This is a genomic window from Pelagicoccus sp. SDUM812005 (assembly GCF_031127875.1).
In the GTDB taxonomy this organism is placed as follows: domain Bacteria; phylum Verrucomicrobiota; class Verrucomicrobiia; order Opitutales; family Opitutaceae; genus Pelagicoccus.
Genome location: NZ_JARXIA010000018.1, coordinates 146318 through 160969 on the forward strand (window position 1 = coordinate 146318; position 14652 = coordinate 160969).

Genomic DNA, 14652 nt, shown 5'->3' on the forward strand with positions numbered 1-14652 from the left:
AATTTCGGAACCCAATATGTCATGAAAAACAGAATACATTTCGAAAACCTACGACGTTGCTTTCTAGGATCCGCATTGCTGGCGGCGTCGAGCGTGGCGAGCGGAGCAACCGTGACCGCCTTGAAGGAGAGCTTTGAAACCGATGGGGCTGGCTCGCGCTACCTCGTGGAAAACGGGGCGGACGATGGCGAGGCGGACTTCTTCGCCCGCCGCCAGGAGTTCTCCAACGGTACGGTGGCAGCCGGCGGCTCCATCGACGGAGACTGGCTCTTTGGCGCTCGCGACATCGACAACGCGACCAACTTCACCTCCAGCACCGAGGACTTGCTCGCCCAGGAAGGGCGCTTGACTTGGAGCGGTATCGACATCTCGGGTCTTGGCAACTTGCAGCTGACTATGGCGGTCGCGGAAGGTGGCGAAGGTTTCGAGCCGAACAATACCATGCTGATCGAGATTCGAGTCGACTCCGGCGAGTGGATAAACATCGGCGGCTTCCGGAGTCGCGGCACCAACGCTCCCGCCCGCTACTTCGCAGGCGGCGCCGCTACCTTGACGGGAGTGGACAGCCCTCGACTGGTGCCCGAGTTCGTTGATTTCGATTGGCCCATCAACATGTCCGGCTCCTCGCTGGACCTGCGGGTTACCTTCAATTCGAATGCATCGGCGGAGGACTACTACATTGATAACGTTCGGGTTTCCGGCGACGACGCGGTTTCCTTCTTCGGCTTGAACCTCGAGCAGGAGACCTTCCAAGAGCCCGCTGAGAGCGTATTGGAAACGTCCTTACAGATTCAGCTTTCCTCGCCGGCTCCCGCAGGCGGCTTGGACGTAGCGCTTGGCCTGACGGACCTCGCCCGCAATACGGTCAACCTGCCCGAGACCTTGCAGGTGCCTGCGGGACAAACCACCTTGGACCTGCCTTTCGAGATTCGCCAAGACGGCCAGTTCACGGGCGTGAAGGTGATCGAGGTGGACTTCCAGGCGGATGGCTATTCGACGGAGCGGCTGCGCTTCCGGGTGGAGAACACCACGCCTCAGCCACGCGTAGTGATGATGGAAATACTAAACATCAATCCAGGCGTGACGGATCTCGACCTGATCGGCGACTCGAATGGGGACGGCATCCGCAACGCCAGCGCCGACGACTTCGTGGAGATCGTCAACTTCGAGGATTATCCGGTGGACATCAGCGGTTGGACGATTTCCGACGACTTGGGAATCCGCCACGAGTTCGAGGAAGGGTCCGTGATCGGAGCCGGCCGTGCCATCGTGGTCTTCGGCGGCGGCAATCCGACCGGCGTTTTCGGAGGCGCGACCATCCAGAAGTCTTCTTCCGGTCTGCTCGCCTTCAACTCCAACCGACCCGAGATCGCCAGTTTGGTGGCCCGATTGGGCGGACTGGTGGAAACGGTCGACCTCTTGATCGACGGTGACATTTATCCGGTCGAGCCCAATGGCGGGTCGATCCAGCGCTCCCAAGGCCTCGCCGGGGCGGACTTCACCATCCACTCCCAGATTAGCGGCGCCAACGGCTCGCTCTTTTCGCCCGGTACGCTGCCGAACGGTCAGCCTTACTTCACGCCGGAGAACGTGCTTTCCCTCGCTTTGAGCAAGGACAGCATTCGCGAGGATGAAGACGGGGAGGCGACTATCGCCACCGTGACTCTCGAGTCCCCAGCGCCCGCGGGCGGATTGCTGATCGATATCGAAAGCAATGGATACACGATCGACGAGTCGGGAGCGATCGTACCCGACGAGATCATGCTGGAGTCGTCCACCGTAACGATCGCGGAAGGCGAGACGAGCACCACGTTCCCAATTAGTGGATACAACGATGGTTTGCTCGATGGAGCTCGCGACGTGCGAATCGTAGTGCGTTCCGGTCCGGACATCCTGCCGGCGTTGGCGATTCTGAAGGTGGAGGACATCGAGCCGAACCCATACAATGTCGTTATCAGCGAAGTCATGCCCATGATTCTCGGCACCGGAGCGGACATCAACCGCAACGGCGTCCTGGAGGAAGCGGTAGGCGACAAGTTTATCGAGTTCGTGAACCTGTCCGGTTTCGTGACCGACATGTCCGGCTGGCAGATCCGCGTCTCTGAGACGGGTGGCGCCTCGGCTCCGGAGATCGTGCATACTTTCCCCGAGGCAACTTACCTGAACGACCAAGGCGCTTTGGTAGTCTTCGGCCGCGTGACGGAAGAAACCTTGGCTGCCCGCGAATCCGTATTCGGCAACGCGGTCATTCAAGGCGCTTCCAATCCCGACGGTTCGGTGCGGGCCAATGGCCTATCCATCCAGCGCAGCCAGGATACCACCATCGAGCTGCTCAATGCCGAAGGCTTCCAAGTCGCGGTCGCCGCTTACGAAGCCGATATCGGAAACCAAGCCATGGCCATCACGCGAGCTCCGGATCTCGACGGCGAGATGACGCTGCACCTAGAAGCGACCCAAGGCGAGTTTATCGTATTCTCGCCCGGTCTGACTTATCTCGGCGAAGCCTATGCAGGCAACGGCGATGCCACGCTACCGGAGGAGCCGGTGGCCGAGAGCTCCCAAGCGGACTCCGAGCAGGCAGATGTGGATACCAAGAGTGTAGAGCCGCAAACGCCCGCACGCTTCGTGTACGCATCGGCGAAAGGCTACGTTTCCGGATCCGGTTCGCTAGTGCTCGGTTTCGAGCTGGAAAGCGAGCAAGCGGTTTCGGTTCTTCTACGGGCCTCCGGCTCGATCGATTCGAAGATAGACCTGTATCGACAAACGGAATACGGAACGTACGAAGCCATCGCCTCCAACGACAACTGGGATCTGTCCTTGGCTTCGGCCATGGAGGAACGCGGCGCTTCGGTGACTGCGGAATCCAGCTTGGATGCGGCGGTGCTGGTCGATCTCGTTCCCGGAATCTACACTGCCGTTGTCGCCTCCCAGGACGGTGTGGGGCAGGTGCTCGGAGAGATCTACTTGCCAGCGGGAGACGAGCTGGAAGCAGGGCTCGTAAACGTATCCAGCTTGACTCGTATCGGACCGCTGGGCGAGAAAGCCACGCTCGGATTCATGGCCGCGGGAGGGAACCAGTCCCGCTACATGGTGCGGGCCGTTGGCCCGGGCTTGGCCGCTTGGCGGGTCGATCCGCTCGTGAGCGACCCGGTATTGGTTGTCTACGACGAAGAGCAGATCGAGCTCGCTCGAAACGACGATTGGCAAAAAGGCTCCTTCGCCGCTTTGGCGGAGTCGGTGGGCGCCAGCTCGCTGGCGCCAGGCAGCGCCGATGCGGCCCTGCTGGTCGATGCCGAAGACGGCGCCTTTACGGCTGAGGTCGAGGGCGACGCCGGCGGTAGCGTGCTACTCGAGTTGTTCGACTTGATCCCGTCTGCGGAAGGCAGCGTCGACGCGTCGCGCTAGCTTGGATTCCGCTTTCTTTCACCTATTGCAGCCGGCGAATTCTCTTCGCCGGTTGCCTTGTATCAGAACTTAAAATACAGATGTTATGAATTTTAGAAATCGATTTTCAGCTCCGGCCCTCCTGCTGGGCACCTGCGCCTTGACGGGCAGCCTTTTCGCCCATACCGGCCATGACCATGAGCCTTCGACGCGAGCGTCGAATCTACCGCGGGTCATCATCGAGGAATCGGACACGGTGAATCCGTGGACCGGCTTGGACTTGAACAACGATCCGAGCAACTTCCAGTTTGCCATCATCACCGACAACACCACGGGTGGCCGGGAAGGCGTATTGGAAGACGCCTTCCGCAAGTTGAACTGGTTGCAGCCCGAGTTTGTGATGTCGGTGGGTGACTTGATCCAAGGTTACACCACCGACCGCAAGCAGCTTGAGTACGAGTGGAACGAGTTCGAAGGTTTCGTCGATAAGCTGGAGATGCCGTTTTTCTACGTGGCCGGAAACCATGACTACACGAATCCCGTGATGGCGGAGGTCTGGAAGGAACGCTACGGCGCCAGCTACTACTCCTTCGTGTACCACGACGTGTTTTGCTTGGTGCTCAACTCCAACGACGAAGAGCGTCCCCATGCCATGACGCAGGAGCAGGTCGACTGGGCCTTGGCGGAAATCGAGAAGCATCCGGATCCGCGTTGGACCATGGTTTTCATCCATACGCCGCTTTGGGACCGCGAGGATCCTACCGGCAAGTGGCCGCAGATCGAAGAGGCGCTGCAGGGGCGGGACTTCACGGTTTTCGCCGGCCACCACCATCGCTACGTGAAGCACAGCCGTCAGGGCAAGGAGTTCTACACCTTGGCCACGACCGGAGGAAACAGCGGCTTGCGAGGTCCGCGCTTCGGCGAGTTCGACCATGTGGTTTGGGTAACCATGACCGACGAGGGGCCGATCCTGGCGAATTTGATCCTGGAAGGGATCTGGGATGAGAACGTGCGCGACGAGACAGTCCGCGAAGTGCAGGGCGCCCTTATCGATGACGGTTCCTTGGCCCTGCAGCCGATTCTCTATCGTAGTGGCAAGTTCGATACGGGAAAACTCGCTTTTCGTTTCACCAACGATTCAGATTATCCGGTCGATTTCGAGATGCAGATCAAGCAGCTGGAGAACATCGTGATCAAGGGCGAGCGTTCGGGGAGCTGGAGCTTGCCGCCCAACGAAGTGCTGCGGCTCGACTACGAAGTCGAGAACGCCAGCTCGGATTTCGCGGAAGGGATCGCGGCGGAAATGGCTTGGAAGCTGGCCTTCGATCGCGACGGGGAAGCGATTCGCTTTGCGGATAGCGAATCCCTGTCGGTCGTGCGTGAGCTGCCGATCCGTCGGGAGCGAAAGCTCGAGGTCGATGGGGATCTCGGCGAATGGGATTCCTTGAACTACCGTTCGCCCGCCGTCGCGGATTGGCACTACCACCGTCGCTGGGAAGGGGAGGCGGACAGCCGCTTCGAGTTCGACCTGGCGGAGGATGGCAAAGCGCTCTATGTGGCGGTGAAGGTTTACGATGACAGCTTGGCCTTGTCGGCTGAGGACGCGCTGTGGGCGCAGGATAGCGTGGCGGTGCAGATCGATGCCCGTCCCAAGGCAGTTCGCGGCACCAACGCCTCCAATCGCGGTCCGCTCTTGATAAACGTAGCCCCCGGTCTCGAGGGCGATACCCGAGCCCGCGGCGCTCGAAGCTACCCGGAAGGTACCGCCTATGTGGCTCGCAAGACCTCTTATGGTTACGCGGTGGAGATCTCCATCCCTTTCCAGTACCTGGACGCTCAGGGTGGTGGTGATTGGGATGGTATCCGCTTGAATGTTACGCTCAACGACAAGGATCTCGAAAAGGACGCCGTGGCGCGGATCTTCTGGCGGCCGAGCTGGAATCGCGACGACGCGGTCCCCGGTGCCGGCAGCTTCTACCGGAAGGGGAAGTAGCGGCGCTATTCGACGCGACGGGGGGACGAATCGAAAGGCAGGCCCTAGGCGTGCTTGGGTGATTCGCCCCTTCTCTTAGCAATATATTCAAAGGGCGTAGCAGGGCTTACATAGGGCCCTGTTACGTTCTGTTTACGGACTCGGCTTCTGCTGGATCTCGCGCTGGCGAGCCCTAGCTTGAAGCCTTCTTTGATGATGGACCGGGCCAATAGGAAGACAGTGACTTTAGCCGACGTGGCGCTATTGGCGGGCGTTAACAAGTCTACGGTATCGCGAGCCTTGCGGGACTGCAGCCATGTGGGATCTGCTACGAAAGAGAAGGTGCTGCGAGCGGCAGCGGAGCTCGACTATCGTCCCGATCCAACGATCGCTCGATTGGCGGCGCAGCGTTGGAGAAGCGATGGAGGCGGTCGCGTCGATTCGCTTACGCTTTTATTTCACAGCCGCTCGCCGCGCTTCCACGGCATGCTTCGTTTCGCCCAAGAGCTGTGCGAGAAGTATGGATACAGCGCGGATGTGGTTTATGTTGCGGACTTCGTGAGCCCGGATTCCCTGTTGCGCAGCTTGGAGTTTCGCGGGGTGGAGCGGATCTTGCTATTTGGTTTCGAGGAGGGGAGCAGCCTGGACCCGCGCTTGCCGCAGCGCTTTAGCATCGTGAACTGCGGGTCGATCTTGGATCAACCGATTTGCTCGGTCGATTTGGATTGGCGGCGCATGCTGGATCGCGCCGTGAAGCACCTGAGCAAAAGGGGATGCCAGCGCGTTGGCCTGGCCTTGTCGGGCGCGGGAGAACGGGAGAGCCGGATCTTGCGGCAACGTTTCGACGAACTGTTTGCGGACGACTATCGAGCGGTTCCTGTCATGTCAGGCGAAGCGTCGGAGGATGCGGGGGCTCTGCTGTCTTGGTATCGGGCTTACGCTCCGGACGGCGTAGTGGGCTTCGGCCCAGAGGTGGGGAGGGTGCTGCAAAAGCGGATGCCGGAGTGGGGCGCCTACCTGAGCTTGCAAACGGAGGACCTTGCGGCCTGCGACCAGGCTCGCGGCTTTTGCTGTGGCGAACGCTTAGTAGTGGAAAGAGGGATACAGTTGCTTCAGCTGGAGCGCCTGCCGGGGTCGCAGAGCAGGATGGAGCTGCATCACATCGTGCCCGAATGGCGGCTGCCTGCGGATGACGAGGCGCCCGCCTGCGAAGCTTGCCTTCGGTAGGGCGGGGAGGTAGGGCAACGCTAGGCCTATTGGATTTATGAAAAGACTATTGATGGTAGCGCTGCTGGTGGTGGCGAATTTGCAAGGGAAAGAGGTGCGCGTGATCGCTCACCGCGGCGCCTCGGCCTATGCGCCGGAAAATACGTTGCCCGCCTTCGAGCTGGCTTGGCGGCAGGATGCGGACGCCATCGAAGGCGACTTCCACTTGACTGCGGACGGCGAGATCGTGTGCGTGCACGACTACTCGATCAAGAAGTACACCGGAGTCGACAAGCGAGTGGAGGAGATGACGCTGGAAGAGCTGCGCAGTTACGACTTCGGGGCTTGGGTCGGCGAATCGTGGAAGGGAACGCAGATTCCAACGTTGCGGGAAGTTTTGGATACGGTGCCTGCGGGTAAGCTAATGTTCGTCGAGATCAAGTGCGGACCGGAGATCGTGCCTGAGCTGCTCGAGCAGGTGGAAGCTTCCGGCCTAAGCGAGGAGCAGATCGTCTTTATTTCCTTCAACGAAAAGGTGGTGCAGCGGCTGAAAAAGGCTGCTCCGGCGTATGCGGCGAACTGGCTGGTCTCCGTCAAGCGCGACGAAAGGGGGCGGCAGCGGCCGAAGACCTCTAAGCTGATGCGCGTTTTGCGTAAGAGCAAGGTGGACGGCATCAGCACCCGAGCCAACGAGGTGGTGGATTCCGCGTTCGTGTCCCGTTTCAAGGACAAGGGACTCGGCTACCATGTGTGGACGGTGGACGATCCGGACTACGCCCTGGCTTTGTTGGAAGCTGGAGTGGATACCATCACCACCAATAAGCCGGATGCCATTCTCGAAGCACTGAACCGCCGCTAGCGAGGAGCGGCGGCTGGCGCAGCGCTGGGGGTGTTCGGGTAGGGGACGGGTGTTGGCGCGGTTTTGGCAACAGGCTTAGGGAGTTCCGCAGGGATCGAATCCGCTGCGGAAGTTTCTAAAATGCAACTTAACCCCCACACCTAGTTATGAAATCTGATAAGTTCTCCCATGGCGCCAGCAAACCGAATCTAGAACCTGTCGACGAATCCCGCGAGTGGGAAGAGTTGGCGGACGCTCTCGAACCGCTTGATCGGGAAGCCGCCGGAAGCCCGTCGCCTTTCGAAAACGCCGTCTCGTCGGAGAGCGAAAGTCCTGTGGACGCCCGCGAAGAGGCTCGTTTGGCCGAGGAGCGGAGGGAGTCGCGCTCGCACGAGGATCTGGTCAAGGCCGGGGTGGAGCGAGCCGCGGACGACCAGGAGTCGTCGGTGGCGATGCGGCACCACGTTTGAGACGCCAAGGGGAGGGAGGGACACGATGAAATCCAAGCCGTATTCGCTGAAGAGATACGCTTTGCGGATCTTCCTGCCGGTGGCCTTGGTGTCGCTGATTGGCTTCGCGATGCGATGGCAGATGGGCAGGGAGTTTGTGGAAAAGCGGGTAGAGCGGGTCGAAGTCGAAGAGGAGTCGACGGAGAAGATTCGCAAGGAAGTGCCGTTTTCGGAAGAGAACCGGACTCACGTCATCAATGCCTTGGAACAAGCCCTGGAGGTGATGGAAGATGGGGAGCGAGAGGTCGACGAGGCGGCTCTCGATCGCTTGCAACGGAGTATCGACAGGTTGGGGGCGGTCGAAGAGGCTGAGTGGCAGGCGGCGGTAGAGGAAGCCTACGAGGCCTTGGCCCAAGCCCGGGAGAGCTAGGCGAAGCGAAGGGCGTTTAGTTCGGCGGGCTGGGGTGCGCGAATGCGGGGCCATCCATGGCGATAGGCCTGAGCCGGGGCCCGCGGAGGGCCTTAGCCGGCGTAGGTCCAGCCGATGTCCTGGCAGGAGAGCGGGGAGCCTGTTTCGTTTTGCTGGGAGTCCATGACTTCGCCGATGAAGAGGCTGTGGTCCCCTACGTCGAGGGAATCGACGATGCGGCAATCGAGGTAGGCCAAGGCGCCGTTGATGACGGGCGCGCCGGAGGCTGCGGTGGAGTGGGGAATGTGCAGCATCTTGTCTTCGTCGCGGTCGTGCGGCTTTACGAGGATGCGGGCGAGCTCGGTCTGCTCCTTGTTGAGGAGATTGAGAGTGAAGCTCGCTTGCTCGCACATAAGCTGGTGGCTGTTGCTGTCCTTGCGGATGGCGACTGCGATCCGAGGCGGCTCGAAGGAGCACTGCATGACCCAGCTCGCGAGCAGGGCGCTGGATACGGACTCGTCGCTGCCGATCCCGACGGCAAAGATGCTGTAGGGGATTTGGCGGAGAACTTCGTGGGTGGTCTTCGTTTTGCTGGGGTCGAGGGAGTGGATGGGTGACATCTTTATCGGTGGTTTTCGGGTTGGCGGTTGGCTAGTTTGGAATGGGACATCCGCCCACGCAGGGGCGGATGTCTCGGGCAATGGTTTTCGCTGCTTAACGTCTAGCCGACGGGGCGGGCGTCACATGGGCGAGATGAGGGATGCGTCCTCTTCCTTCCAGTGATAGGGCCGGCCGTAGTAGTCGTAGAGGTTCTTTTCGAAGTCTCTGTTGATGGGGGCGCTGGGATCGAACTCGGGAGCGTGTTCGATCTGTTTGCGGGTCAGGGAAACGGAAGCGTTCTCCCCCTGCCAATCGATGGAGTCGAGCCAGCCGATGTCGATGAGGCACTTGCGTCCGGGCAGCCAGTTCTTGGTATCGATCACGAGGTAGAGCAGTCGCCATTTTTCGTCGTCGAAGATGAAGTCCTCGACGTGGCCGAAGCTGTCGTCCTTGGCGTCGATGTGGTAGCCGATGACTTCCTTGGCGGAGTGCAGGTGGCTCTCGGCGATCCGCTTGAGATTTTCGGCGTGTTGCTCGCGTTCGACCCGCGAGGGATGTTCGACGGCCTGTCCGGGCGGATGGAAGAGGGGTTCCTGGGAGTGTCCCCAAGTGTAGGGGCCAGACCAATACGGCTGGCTCTGCTGGTAGTAGCGAGCGTATTCCTCCTCGTATTGGCGAGAGACGGGGCTGTGTTCCTCCAGTTTGGGAGCGTTCTTGATCTGCTCCTTGGTAAGCTCCACGGGGAAGTGCTTGCCCTGCCAGCCGGTGTCCGGTTGTCGGGCGTGGTGGGGGCTGACGAGGACCTTTTGTCCCGGCAACCAGCGTCCGGTGTCGACGACCACGTAGCGCATGCGCCAGTGGCGGTCGTCGAAGAGGCAGTCCTTTACCTTGCCGAGGGTTCCGTCGAGGGCTTCGACGGGATATCCGAATGTGTCGTGGATGCTGCGTAGCATGGCGGTTCCTTTCCTTTGGGTTATAGGTTGTTTTTCTAGGGACGGAACCGCATGGCCCGCGCCACTCAGGGTAATCGGGGAGGGGTGGGCCGAGGAGGGCGACTCGGGAGAACCGGAGGCTTGCTTTTCGCACTGCCGGAGTGTGCAGGCTGCAAGGTGCCGAGGCGGGGAGGGAAGAAGCGGGATGTTTCCGCATCGAGTGCGTCGGCGGGGATTTCGGCCGTCGCGATTTGGCGAGATTCGTGAAGTTGTAGGGGGTGTGTGGATACTGGAGCGGTGTGGCGTTTAGCCTCTTTCAATAGGGCGTGTCCACGGTTTGCCCGCAAGCGGACAAGCTGGGATGCGAAGGGGTTGGGAGAGGAGCGTAGACGGCATCTCTAGGTGTGTTCCAAAAAGTGAATACGAAGGAGATAATGGAAGCTGGCGCGAATTAGGCTCGGGAGAACCCATGAAACGAGCGAATGAAAACAAGAACCATAAGTTGGCGTTCATGGGCTTGGTAGTGTTTGCGATCCTCGGAGCGATCCTGGGCGGCCTGACGGGCGTGGCGGTGGGCTTCGGCATTGGAATCGTGGGGTTGATCGCTACCTTGGCCCTTGCGATGATGGTAAGTCGGAAGGACCGCAAGAAGCTCTCCGAGCCAAAGCCGGACTAGGGGAAAGCCAGCGCCTCTGCGGCTGCTTGGTCTGGCGTGGAGTGGCATTGCGCATACTTGATGGTGCGACCCGCAACGGTGGGCATCCGCTCGCTGCGTTCGGGGTGGGGGACTATCCGGAGGCGGGGCGGGAGCAGGGCCTTTATTCGTAGGCGCCCGGCGGGCTGGCATATCTGATGCAAGAGGGGCGACCCCGGCGCGAAGCATGGCGCCGCAAGAAATCCAAACCCTAGAGCCCAACAGATATCGATGTCAGAAAGAAAAGAACCCGCCCGCTGCCCCTTCGCCGGAAAAATTGCAAAAGGAGGAGAGCTCCATCAGCAAGCTTCCTCCCCAGACGAAAGATTGACGACCGGCCAAGGCCTGCCGGTGTCGGACGATCAAAACTCGCTCAAGTTCGGGGACCGCGGCCCCACCCTGCTGGAAGACTTCATTCTCAGGGAAAAGATAACCCATTTCGACCATGAGAGGATTCCCGAGCGGGTCGTGCACGCGAGAGGGTACGGAGCCCATGGCTACTTTCAATCGTACGACTGCCACGAGGACATTACCAAGGCGAGTTTCCTTCAGGACCCGGAGGAGAAGACCGAGGTGTTCGTGCGTTTCTCCACGGTCGCGGGCAGTGAGGGATCTTTGGATACGGCCCGGGACGTTCGCGGCTTCTCGGTGAAGTTCTATACCAAGGAAGGGAACTACGATTTGGTAGGCAACAACATGCCGGTCTTTTTCATCCAAGACGTGATCAAGTTCCCGGACCTGATTCACTCCGTCAAGCCCGAACCCGATCGCGGCTTTCCGCAAGCCCAGTCGGCGCACGATACGTTTTGGGACTTTGTATCGCTGACTCCGGAGAGCGTGCACATGCTCCTGTGGATCATGTCCGACCGAGCCATTCCTCGGTCCTACCGTATGATGGAAGGCTTCGGCGTGCATACCTTCCGCATGATCAACCAGAGTGGAGAATCGCGTTTCGTAAAGTTCCATTGGCGGCCCAAGCTGGGCACCTTCTCCCTCATTTGGGATGAGGCCGTTAAGCTGGGCGGAGCGGATCCTGACTTTCACCGCCGGGATCTCTGGCAAGCCATCGAGAGTGGCGACTTCCCGGAGTGGGAGCTTTGCGTGCAGGTGTTTACGGAGGAAGAGGCCGCCGCATTCGATTTCGACGTTCTCGATCCGACCAAGCTCGTGCCGGAGGAGAAGGTACCTTTGCGGCCGCTTGGCAAGATGGTCCTCAACCGCAACGTGGATAACTTCTTCGCAGAAACGGAGCAGGTCGCCTTCTGCCCTTCCCATGTGGTTCCGGGAATCGATTTCTCGGACGACCCGCTGCTGCAAGGACGATTGTTCAGCTATTTGGATACGCAGATCTCGCGTCTCGGAAGCCCGAACTTCAATCAGCTACCCGTAAACGCCCCCAAGTGCCCCATGCGCTTCTTCCAGCGCGATGCCCAGATGCAGACGCAGGTCCCGTCCGGTCGCGTCGCCAACCAGCCAAACAGCCTGGACGAAGGGTCGCCTCGCGAGTGCCCGGTAACGGGGTTCTCCTCGTTCCCGAAGTCCGGTCAGGGCGAAAAGCGACGGAGCCGCTCGGAAACCTTCGCCGACTACTATTCCCAAGCCCGCCTGTTCTGGAAGTCGATGACCGAGCCGGAGCGCAATCACATCGTGGGAGGCTTCACGTTCGAGCTAGGGAAGTGCGAGGCGCGCCACGTGCGTAAGCGAATGCTGGGGCACCTGATGCTTGTTGACCAGGAGTTAGGCGAGAAGGTCGCCTCGGCTCTGGGCATGGAGGGCGAGGCGGCCGAGATAGAACCGATCGTTCCAATTATTGAATACGAACCGTCTCCCGCCCTTTCCCAGTATTCGAAATCGCCAGCGAGCCTCCAAGGTAAGAAGATCGGGGTGCTTACCAGCGATGGAGCGCCTGCTTCCATCCTCGAGAAGGTTCTCGAAATTGCGAAGTCGGAAGGCGCGACCGTCGAGGTGGTGGCCCCTAAGGCTGGGCGATGCCGTCTGAGCGACGGAAAGGATCTGGAGCCTGATCACTTCTTGGCCGGTGGACCCTCCATGTTGTTCGATTGCGTGGTCGTGGCTCCAGGCGGCGAAGAGGAAGGCGGCAAGGCCTTGCAGGACCAAGCCGATGCGGTTGATTGGATTCGAAATGCCTTCGGCCATCTCAAGGTGATCGGCTTTTCGGACGCTGCCGAAGCCCTGCTGGAAAAAGCCGGGGTGGAGCCCGATGTCAAAGGGGGAGTGATACCCTTTGAGAAGGAGGGCTGGGACGGATTTATCGAACAGGCCAAGAAGCACCGGGTTTGGGAGCGAGAGTCGAAGGTGCGACCCGTGTGAGCCGCTGAAGATCGGCCGCTCGCGTTCGGTTTCCCGTCTTCTTGTCAGGGTCAATCCGCTTGGCTTGTTCGGAGAGAACACCGCTGCCAGCCGGATCACCGACGGGAGGACGATCCGCCTGCTTCGCGCGCCGGCACGAACGTTGTCGCCGCTTCGCTTCGAGACTCCGCAGGGATGATCGACGCGAGGCGTCGGGAGGTTTTGTGGCTACTGTTTGGGAAGTGGGGAAGCTGTAGGGATGTCGCTTGCGACACTCCGCATTTCCCTTTTGCGCGGTGGCGGGGCGACAAGGGCCAGCCCTGCGTCTTGGCGGTCGCGCGACCTTAGAGGTCAATTCATCGCGAGATGGGCGCCTCGTTTTCTGCAAAATCGAAGCCGGAGAGGGGAGCGTGAAGCCTTATGCGGAGCGTTGCTGCTGGGCTGGTCTCGGGTGGAATGTCGTCATCGGTTAGGGCTGTTCTCTTTCGTGACTTCGTAACGTAGTTCTGCCATTCCGGTACCCATCTGTTGAATACCTGTTAGCTTCAATTGCGGGCCTAAGACTCTTCGGGGGAATAGGGGCTTACCTTTGCCAAGAGTGGCCGACCCGATTTGCACGATCAGCTCGTCAAGTAAACCGGCATCGTAGAACTGCCCTGCAATGTCGCCGCCACCCACGATCCAAATGTTCTTCGAGTTCGCGGCAGAACGCATCTCAGCATGCGCGAGGGCGACATCGCCGGCCGCGAAGCGAATGTTTGCCCCTTCTATGGTTGGGAGTTTGCGGTGGGTTAATACCCAAGCCGGTTGCGTGTAGGGCCACGCTGATCCTGCTTCCTCTGCAACCTTCTCTGCATTGTTGAGCATCCATTCGTAGGTCGTTGAGCCCATGACCAAGGCTCCCACCTCCTCGATGAATGCGGGGTAGCTAGAATCGGCTAGCTCGCCTAGCGAGAAAAGCCAGTCTAGGGAATCGTCTTCCGTAGCTATGAATCCATCGAGGCTAGCCGCGGTGTAGTATTGGGTTTTCATCGTTTAAGAATCTAAGAACAGGCGGTGGCTTAGATTGAGAAAGCAAACAGTAGGCTTTGACACCTTTTGGCCTCCTTTAATTCCGATGTTTGCTTATTCATTCATAGCGTTGGCGAGTTCTTCAACGAATGTTATCTTATTTCCATCTGGGTCAGTCGCATCTACCATTTTTACGATTCCAGTATATTCTACAACTTCACCTAGAGATATCCCTACCTCTTCACAGGCAGAACGCTGAGCCTCAAGATCGCCCACGTTGATTACGACTGTTGTTTTTCCTGAATTGTCGGGGTCGATCCCAATTTGGAGCCAAGCGTTGGCGGCGAGTTGCCACTCAGAGACACCTTCTGTCGGAACTACGTCGGCGTCTCGACCAATTAGTTTTTTGTACCAATTGACGGCGGAATCGTAGTTTGTTACTGGAATTACTGATATTACGTTTTTTAAGTTCAGGATGGGCATTTTTTTATACTTTATTTTGATCCGAGACTAACGTCGAGCGCCATACGTGAAGGCTAGCTCGGAGTGTTGGCCGGAGCTGTATGGAACGATTTGGTGCGCACAGGATGGGCGACTGCGGGTGTGGTTCAAGTTTACTATACATGAATCCTAAAGTTAAATTACCAGTGACCTCTTTTTTTGTATATTTCAAACATTACGGTTTGACCCTTTTGGTAGCCGATCTTTTTTTGTATATTTCAAACATTACGGTTTGACCCTTTTGGTAGCCGACTCGATCCTGATCTCCTGCAAACGCCTGGACATCCAGCCGCTGGAATACCTGGCCGACGTACTCTCCAAAGATACGCGACCCCTGCCGGAGCAG

12 protein-coding genes are annotated in these 14652 nt (G+C 59.2%); 8 read left to right on the top strand and 4 right to left on the bottom strand.

Annotation, left to right across the window (positions count from 1 at the left end):
- Positions 1–21 precede the first annotated feature (21 nt).
- From QEH57_RS19300 to QEH57_RS19325, 6 genes are all read left to right on the top strand, one after another.
- Positions 22–3405 carry a lamin tail domain-containing protein gene (locus tag QEH57_RS19300; protein ID WP_309008422.1) on the top strand — a complete coding sequence of 1128 codons (3384 nt, stop codon included), beginning with the start codon at positions 22–24 and terminating at the stop codon, positions 3403–3405.
- Between the two features lie 85 nt (positions 3406–3490).
- Positions 3491–5377 (top strand): metallophosphoesterase, encoded by a 1887-nt coding sequence (locus QEH57_RS19305; RefSeq protein ID WP_309008423.1) that lies wholly within the window; start codon positions 3491–3493, stop codon positions 5375–5377.
- Between the two features lie 219 nt (positions 5378–5596).
- Positions 5597–6583, top strand: a complete 987-nt coding sequence (locus QEH57_RS19310; protein WP_309008424.1) for a LacI family DNA-binding transcriptional regulator — start codon at positions 5597–5599, stop codon at positions 6581–6583.
- A gap of 37 nt (positions 6584–6620) precedes the next feature.
- Positions 6621–7421, top strand: a complete 801-nt coding sequence (locus tag QEH57_RS19315) for a glycerophosphodiester phosphodiesterase (RefSeq protein WP_309008425.1) — start codon at positions 6621–6623, stop codon at positions 7419–7421.
- 146 nt (positions 7422–7567) lie between these two features.
- A complete protein-coding gene (locus QEH57_RS19320; protein WP_309008426.1) occupies positions 7568–7870 on the top strand; it encodes a hypothetical protein in 303 nt (100 codons plus the stop codon).
- A gap of 25 nt (positions 7871–7895) precedes the next feature.
- Positions 7896–8279 (top strand): hypothetical protein, encoded by a 384-nt coding sequence (locus tag QEH57_RS19325; protein WP_309008427.1) that lies wholly within the window; start codon positions 7896–7898, stop codon positions 8277–8279.
- A 92-nt stretch (positions 8280–8371) separates the two neighbouring features.
- On the opposite strand, the gene QEH57_RS19330 is transcribed toward QEH57_RS19325, so the two are convergent.
- Both QEH57_RS19330 and QEH57_RS19335 read right to left on the bottom strand, forming a co-directional pair.
- Positions 8372–8878, bottom strand: a complete 507-nt coding sequence (locus tag QEH57_RS19330) for a flavin reductase family protein (RefSeq protein WP_309008428.1) — start codon at positions 8876–8878, stop codon at positions 8372–8374.
- A 120-nt stretch (positions 8879–8998) separates the two neighbouring features.
- Positions 8999–9811: a PRC-barrel domain-containing protein gene (locus QEH57_RS19335; protein ID WP_309008429.1), complete on the bottom strand. Its 813-nt coding sequence runs from the start codon at positions 9809–9811 to the stop codon at positions 8999–9001.
- A 448-nt stretch (positions 9812–10259) separates the two neighbouring features.
- Between QEH57_RS19335 and QEH57_RS19340 the strand changes: the two genes are divergently transcribed.
- Positions 10260–10466, top strand: a complete 207-nt coding sequence (locus QEH57_RS19340; protein ID WP_309008430.1) for a hypothetical protein — start codon at positions 10260–10262, stop codon at positions 10464–10466.
- 249 nt (positions 10467–10715) lie between these two features.
- Positions 10716–12815: a catalase gene (locus QEH57_RS19345; RefSeq protein ID WP_309008431.1), complete on the top strand. Its 2100-nt coding sequence runs from the start codon at positions 10716–10718 to the stop codon at positions 12813–12815.
- 441 nt (positions 12816–13256) lie between these two features.
- Here QEH57_RS19345 and QEH57_RS19350 read toward each other — a convergent pair whose 3' ends face one another.
- Together QEH57_RS19350 and QEH57_RS19355 are read right to left on the bottom strand one after the other, a co-directional pair.
- On the bottom strand, positions 13257–13826 hold the full coding sequence (locus tag QEH57_RS19350; RefSeq protein WP_309008432.1) for a dihydrofolate reductase family protein: 570 nt from the start codon (positions 13824–13826) through the stop codon (positions 13257–13259).
- A 93-nt stretch (positions 13827–13919) separates the two neighbouring features.
- Positions 13920–14288, bottom strand: a complete 369-nt coding sequence (locus QEH57_RS19355) for a VOC family protein (protein WP_309008433.1) — start codon at positions 14286–14288, stop codon at positions 13920–13922.
- Between the last annotated feature and the right edge of the window lie 364 nt (positions 14289–14652).

Coding starts and splice junctions, on each gene's coding strand:
- QEH57_RS19355 (WP_309008433.1), bottom strand. CDS start 14,288: ATGCCCATCCTGAACTTAAAAAACGTAATATCAGTAATTCCAGTAACA.
- QEH57_RS19340 (WP_309008430.1), top strand. CDS start 10,260: ATGAAACGAGCGAATGAAAACAAGAACCATAAGTTGGCGTTCATGGGC.
- QEH57_RS19315 (WP_309008425.1), top strand. CDS start 6,621: ATGAAAAGACTATTGATGGTAGCGCTGCTGGTGGTGGCGAATTTGCAA.
- QEH57_RS19345 (WP_309008431.1), top strand. CDS start 10,716: ATGTCAGAAAGAAAAGAACCCGCCCGCTGCCCCTTCGCCGGAAAAATT.
- QEH57_RS19330 (WP_309008428.1), bottom strand. CDS start 8,878: ATGTCACCCATCCACTCCCTCGACCCCAGCAAAACGAAGACCACCCAC.
- QEH57_RS19325 (WP_309008427.1), top strand. CDS start 7,896: ATGAAATCCAAGCCGTATTCGCTGAAGAGATACGCTTTGCGGATCTTC.
- QEH57_RS19350 (WP_309008432.1), bottom strand. CDS start 13,826: ATGAAAACCCAATACTACACCGCGGCTAGCCTCGATGGATTCATAGCT.
- QEH57_RS19320 (WP_309008426.1), top strand. CDS start 7,568: ATGAAATCTGATAAGTTCTCCCATGGCGCCAGCAAACCGAATCTAGAA.
- QEH57_RS19335 (WP_309008429.1), bottom strand. CDS start 9,811: ATGCTACGCAGCATCCACGACACATTCGGATATCCCGTCGAAGCCCTC.
- QEH57_RS19305 (WP_309008423.1), top strand. CDS start 3,491: ATGAATTTTAGAAATCGATTTTCAGCTCCGGCCCTCCTGCTGGGCACC.
- QEH57_RS19300 (WP_309008422.1), top strand. CDS start 22: ATGAAAAACAGAATACATTTCGAAAACCTACGACGTTGCTTTCTAGGA.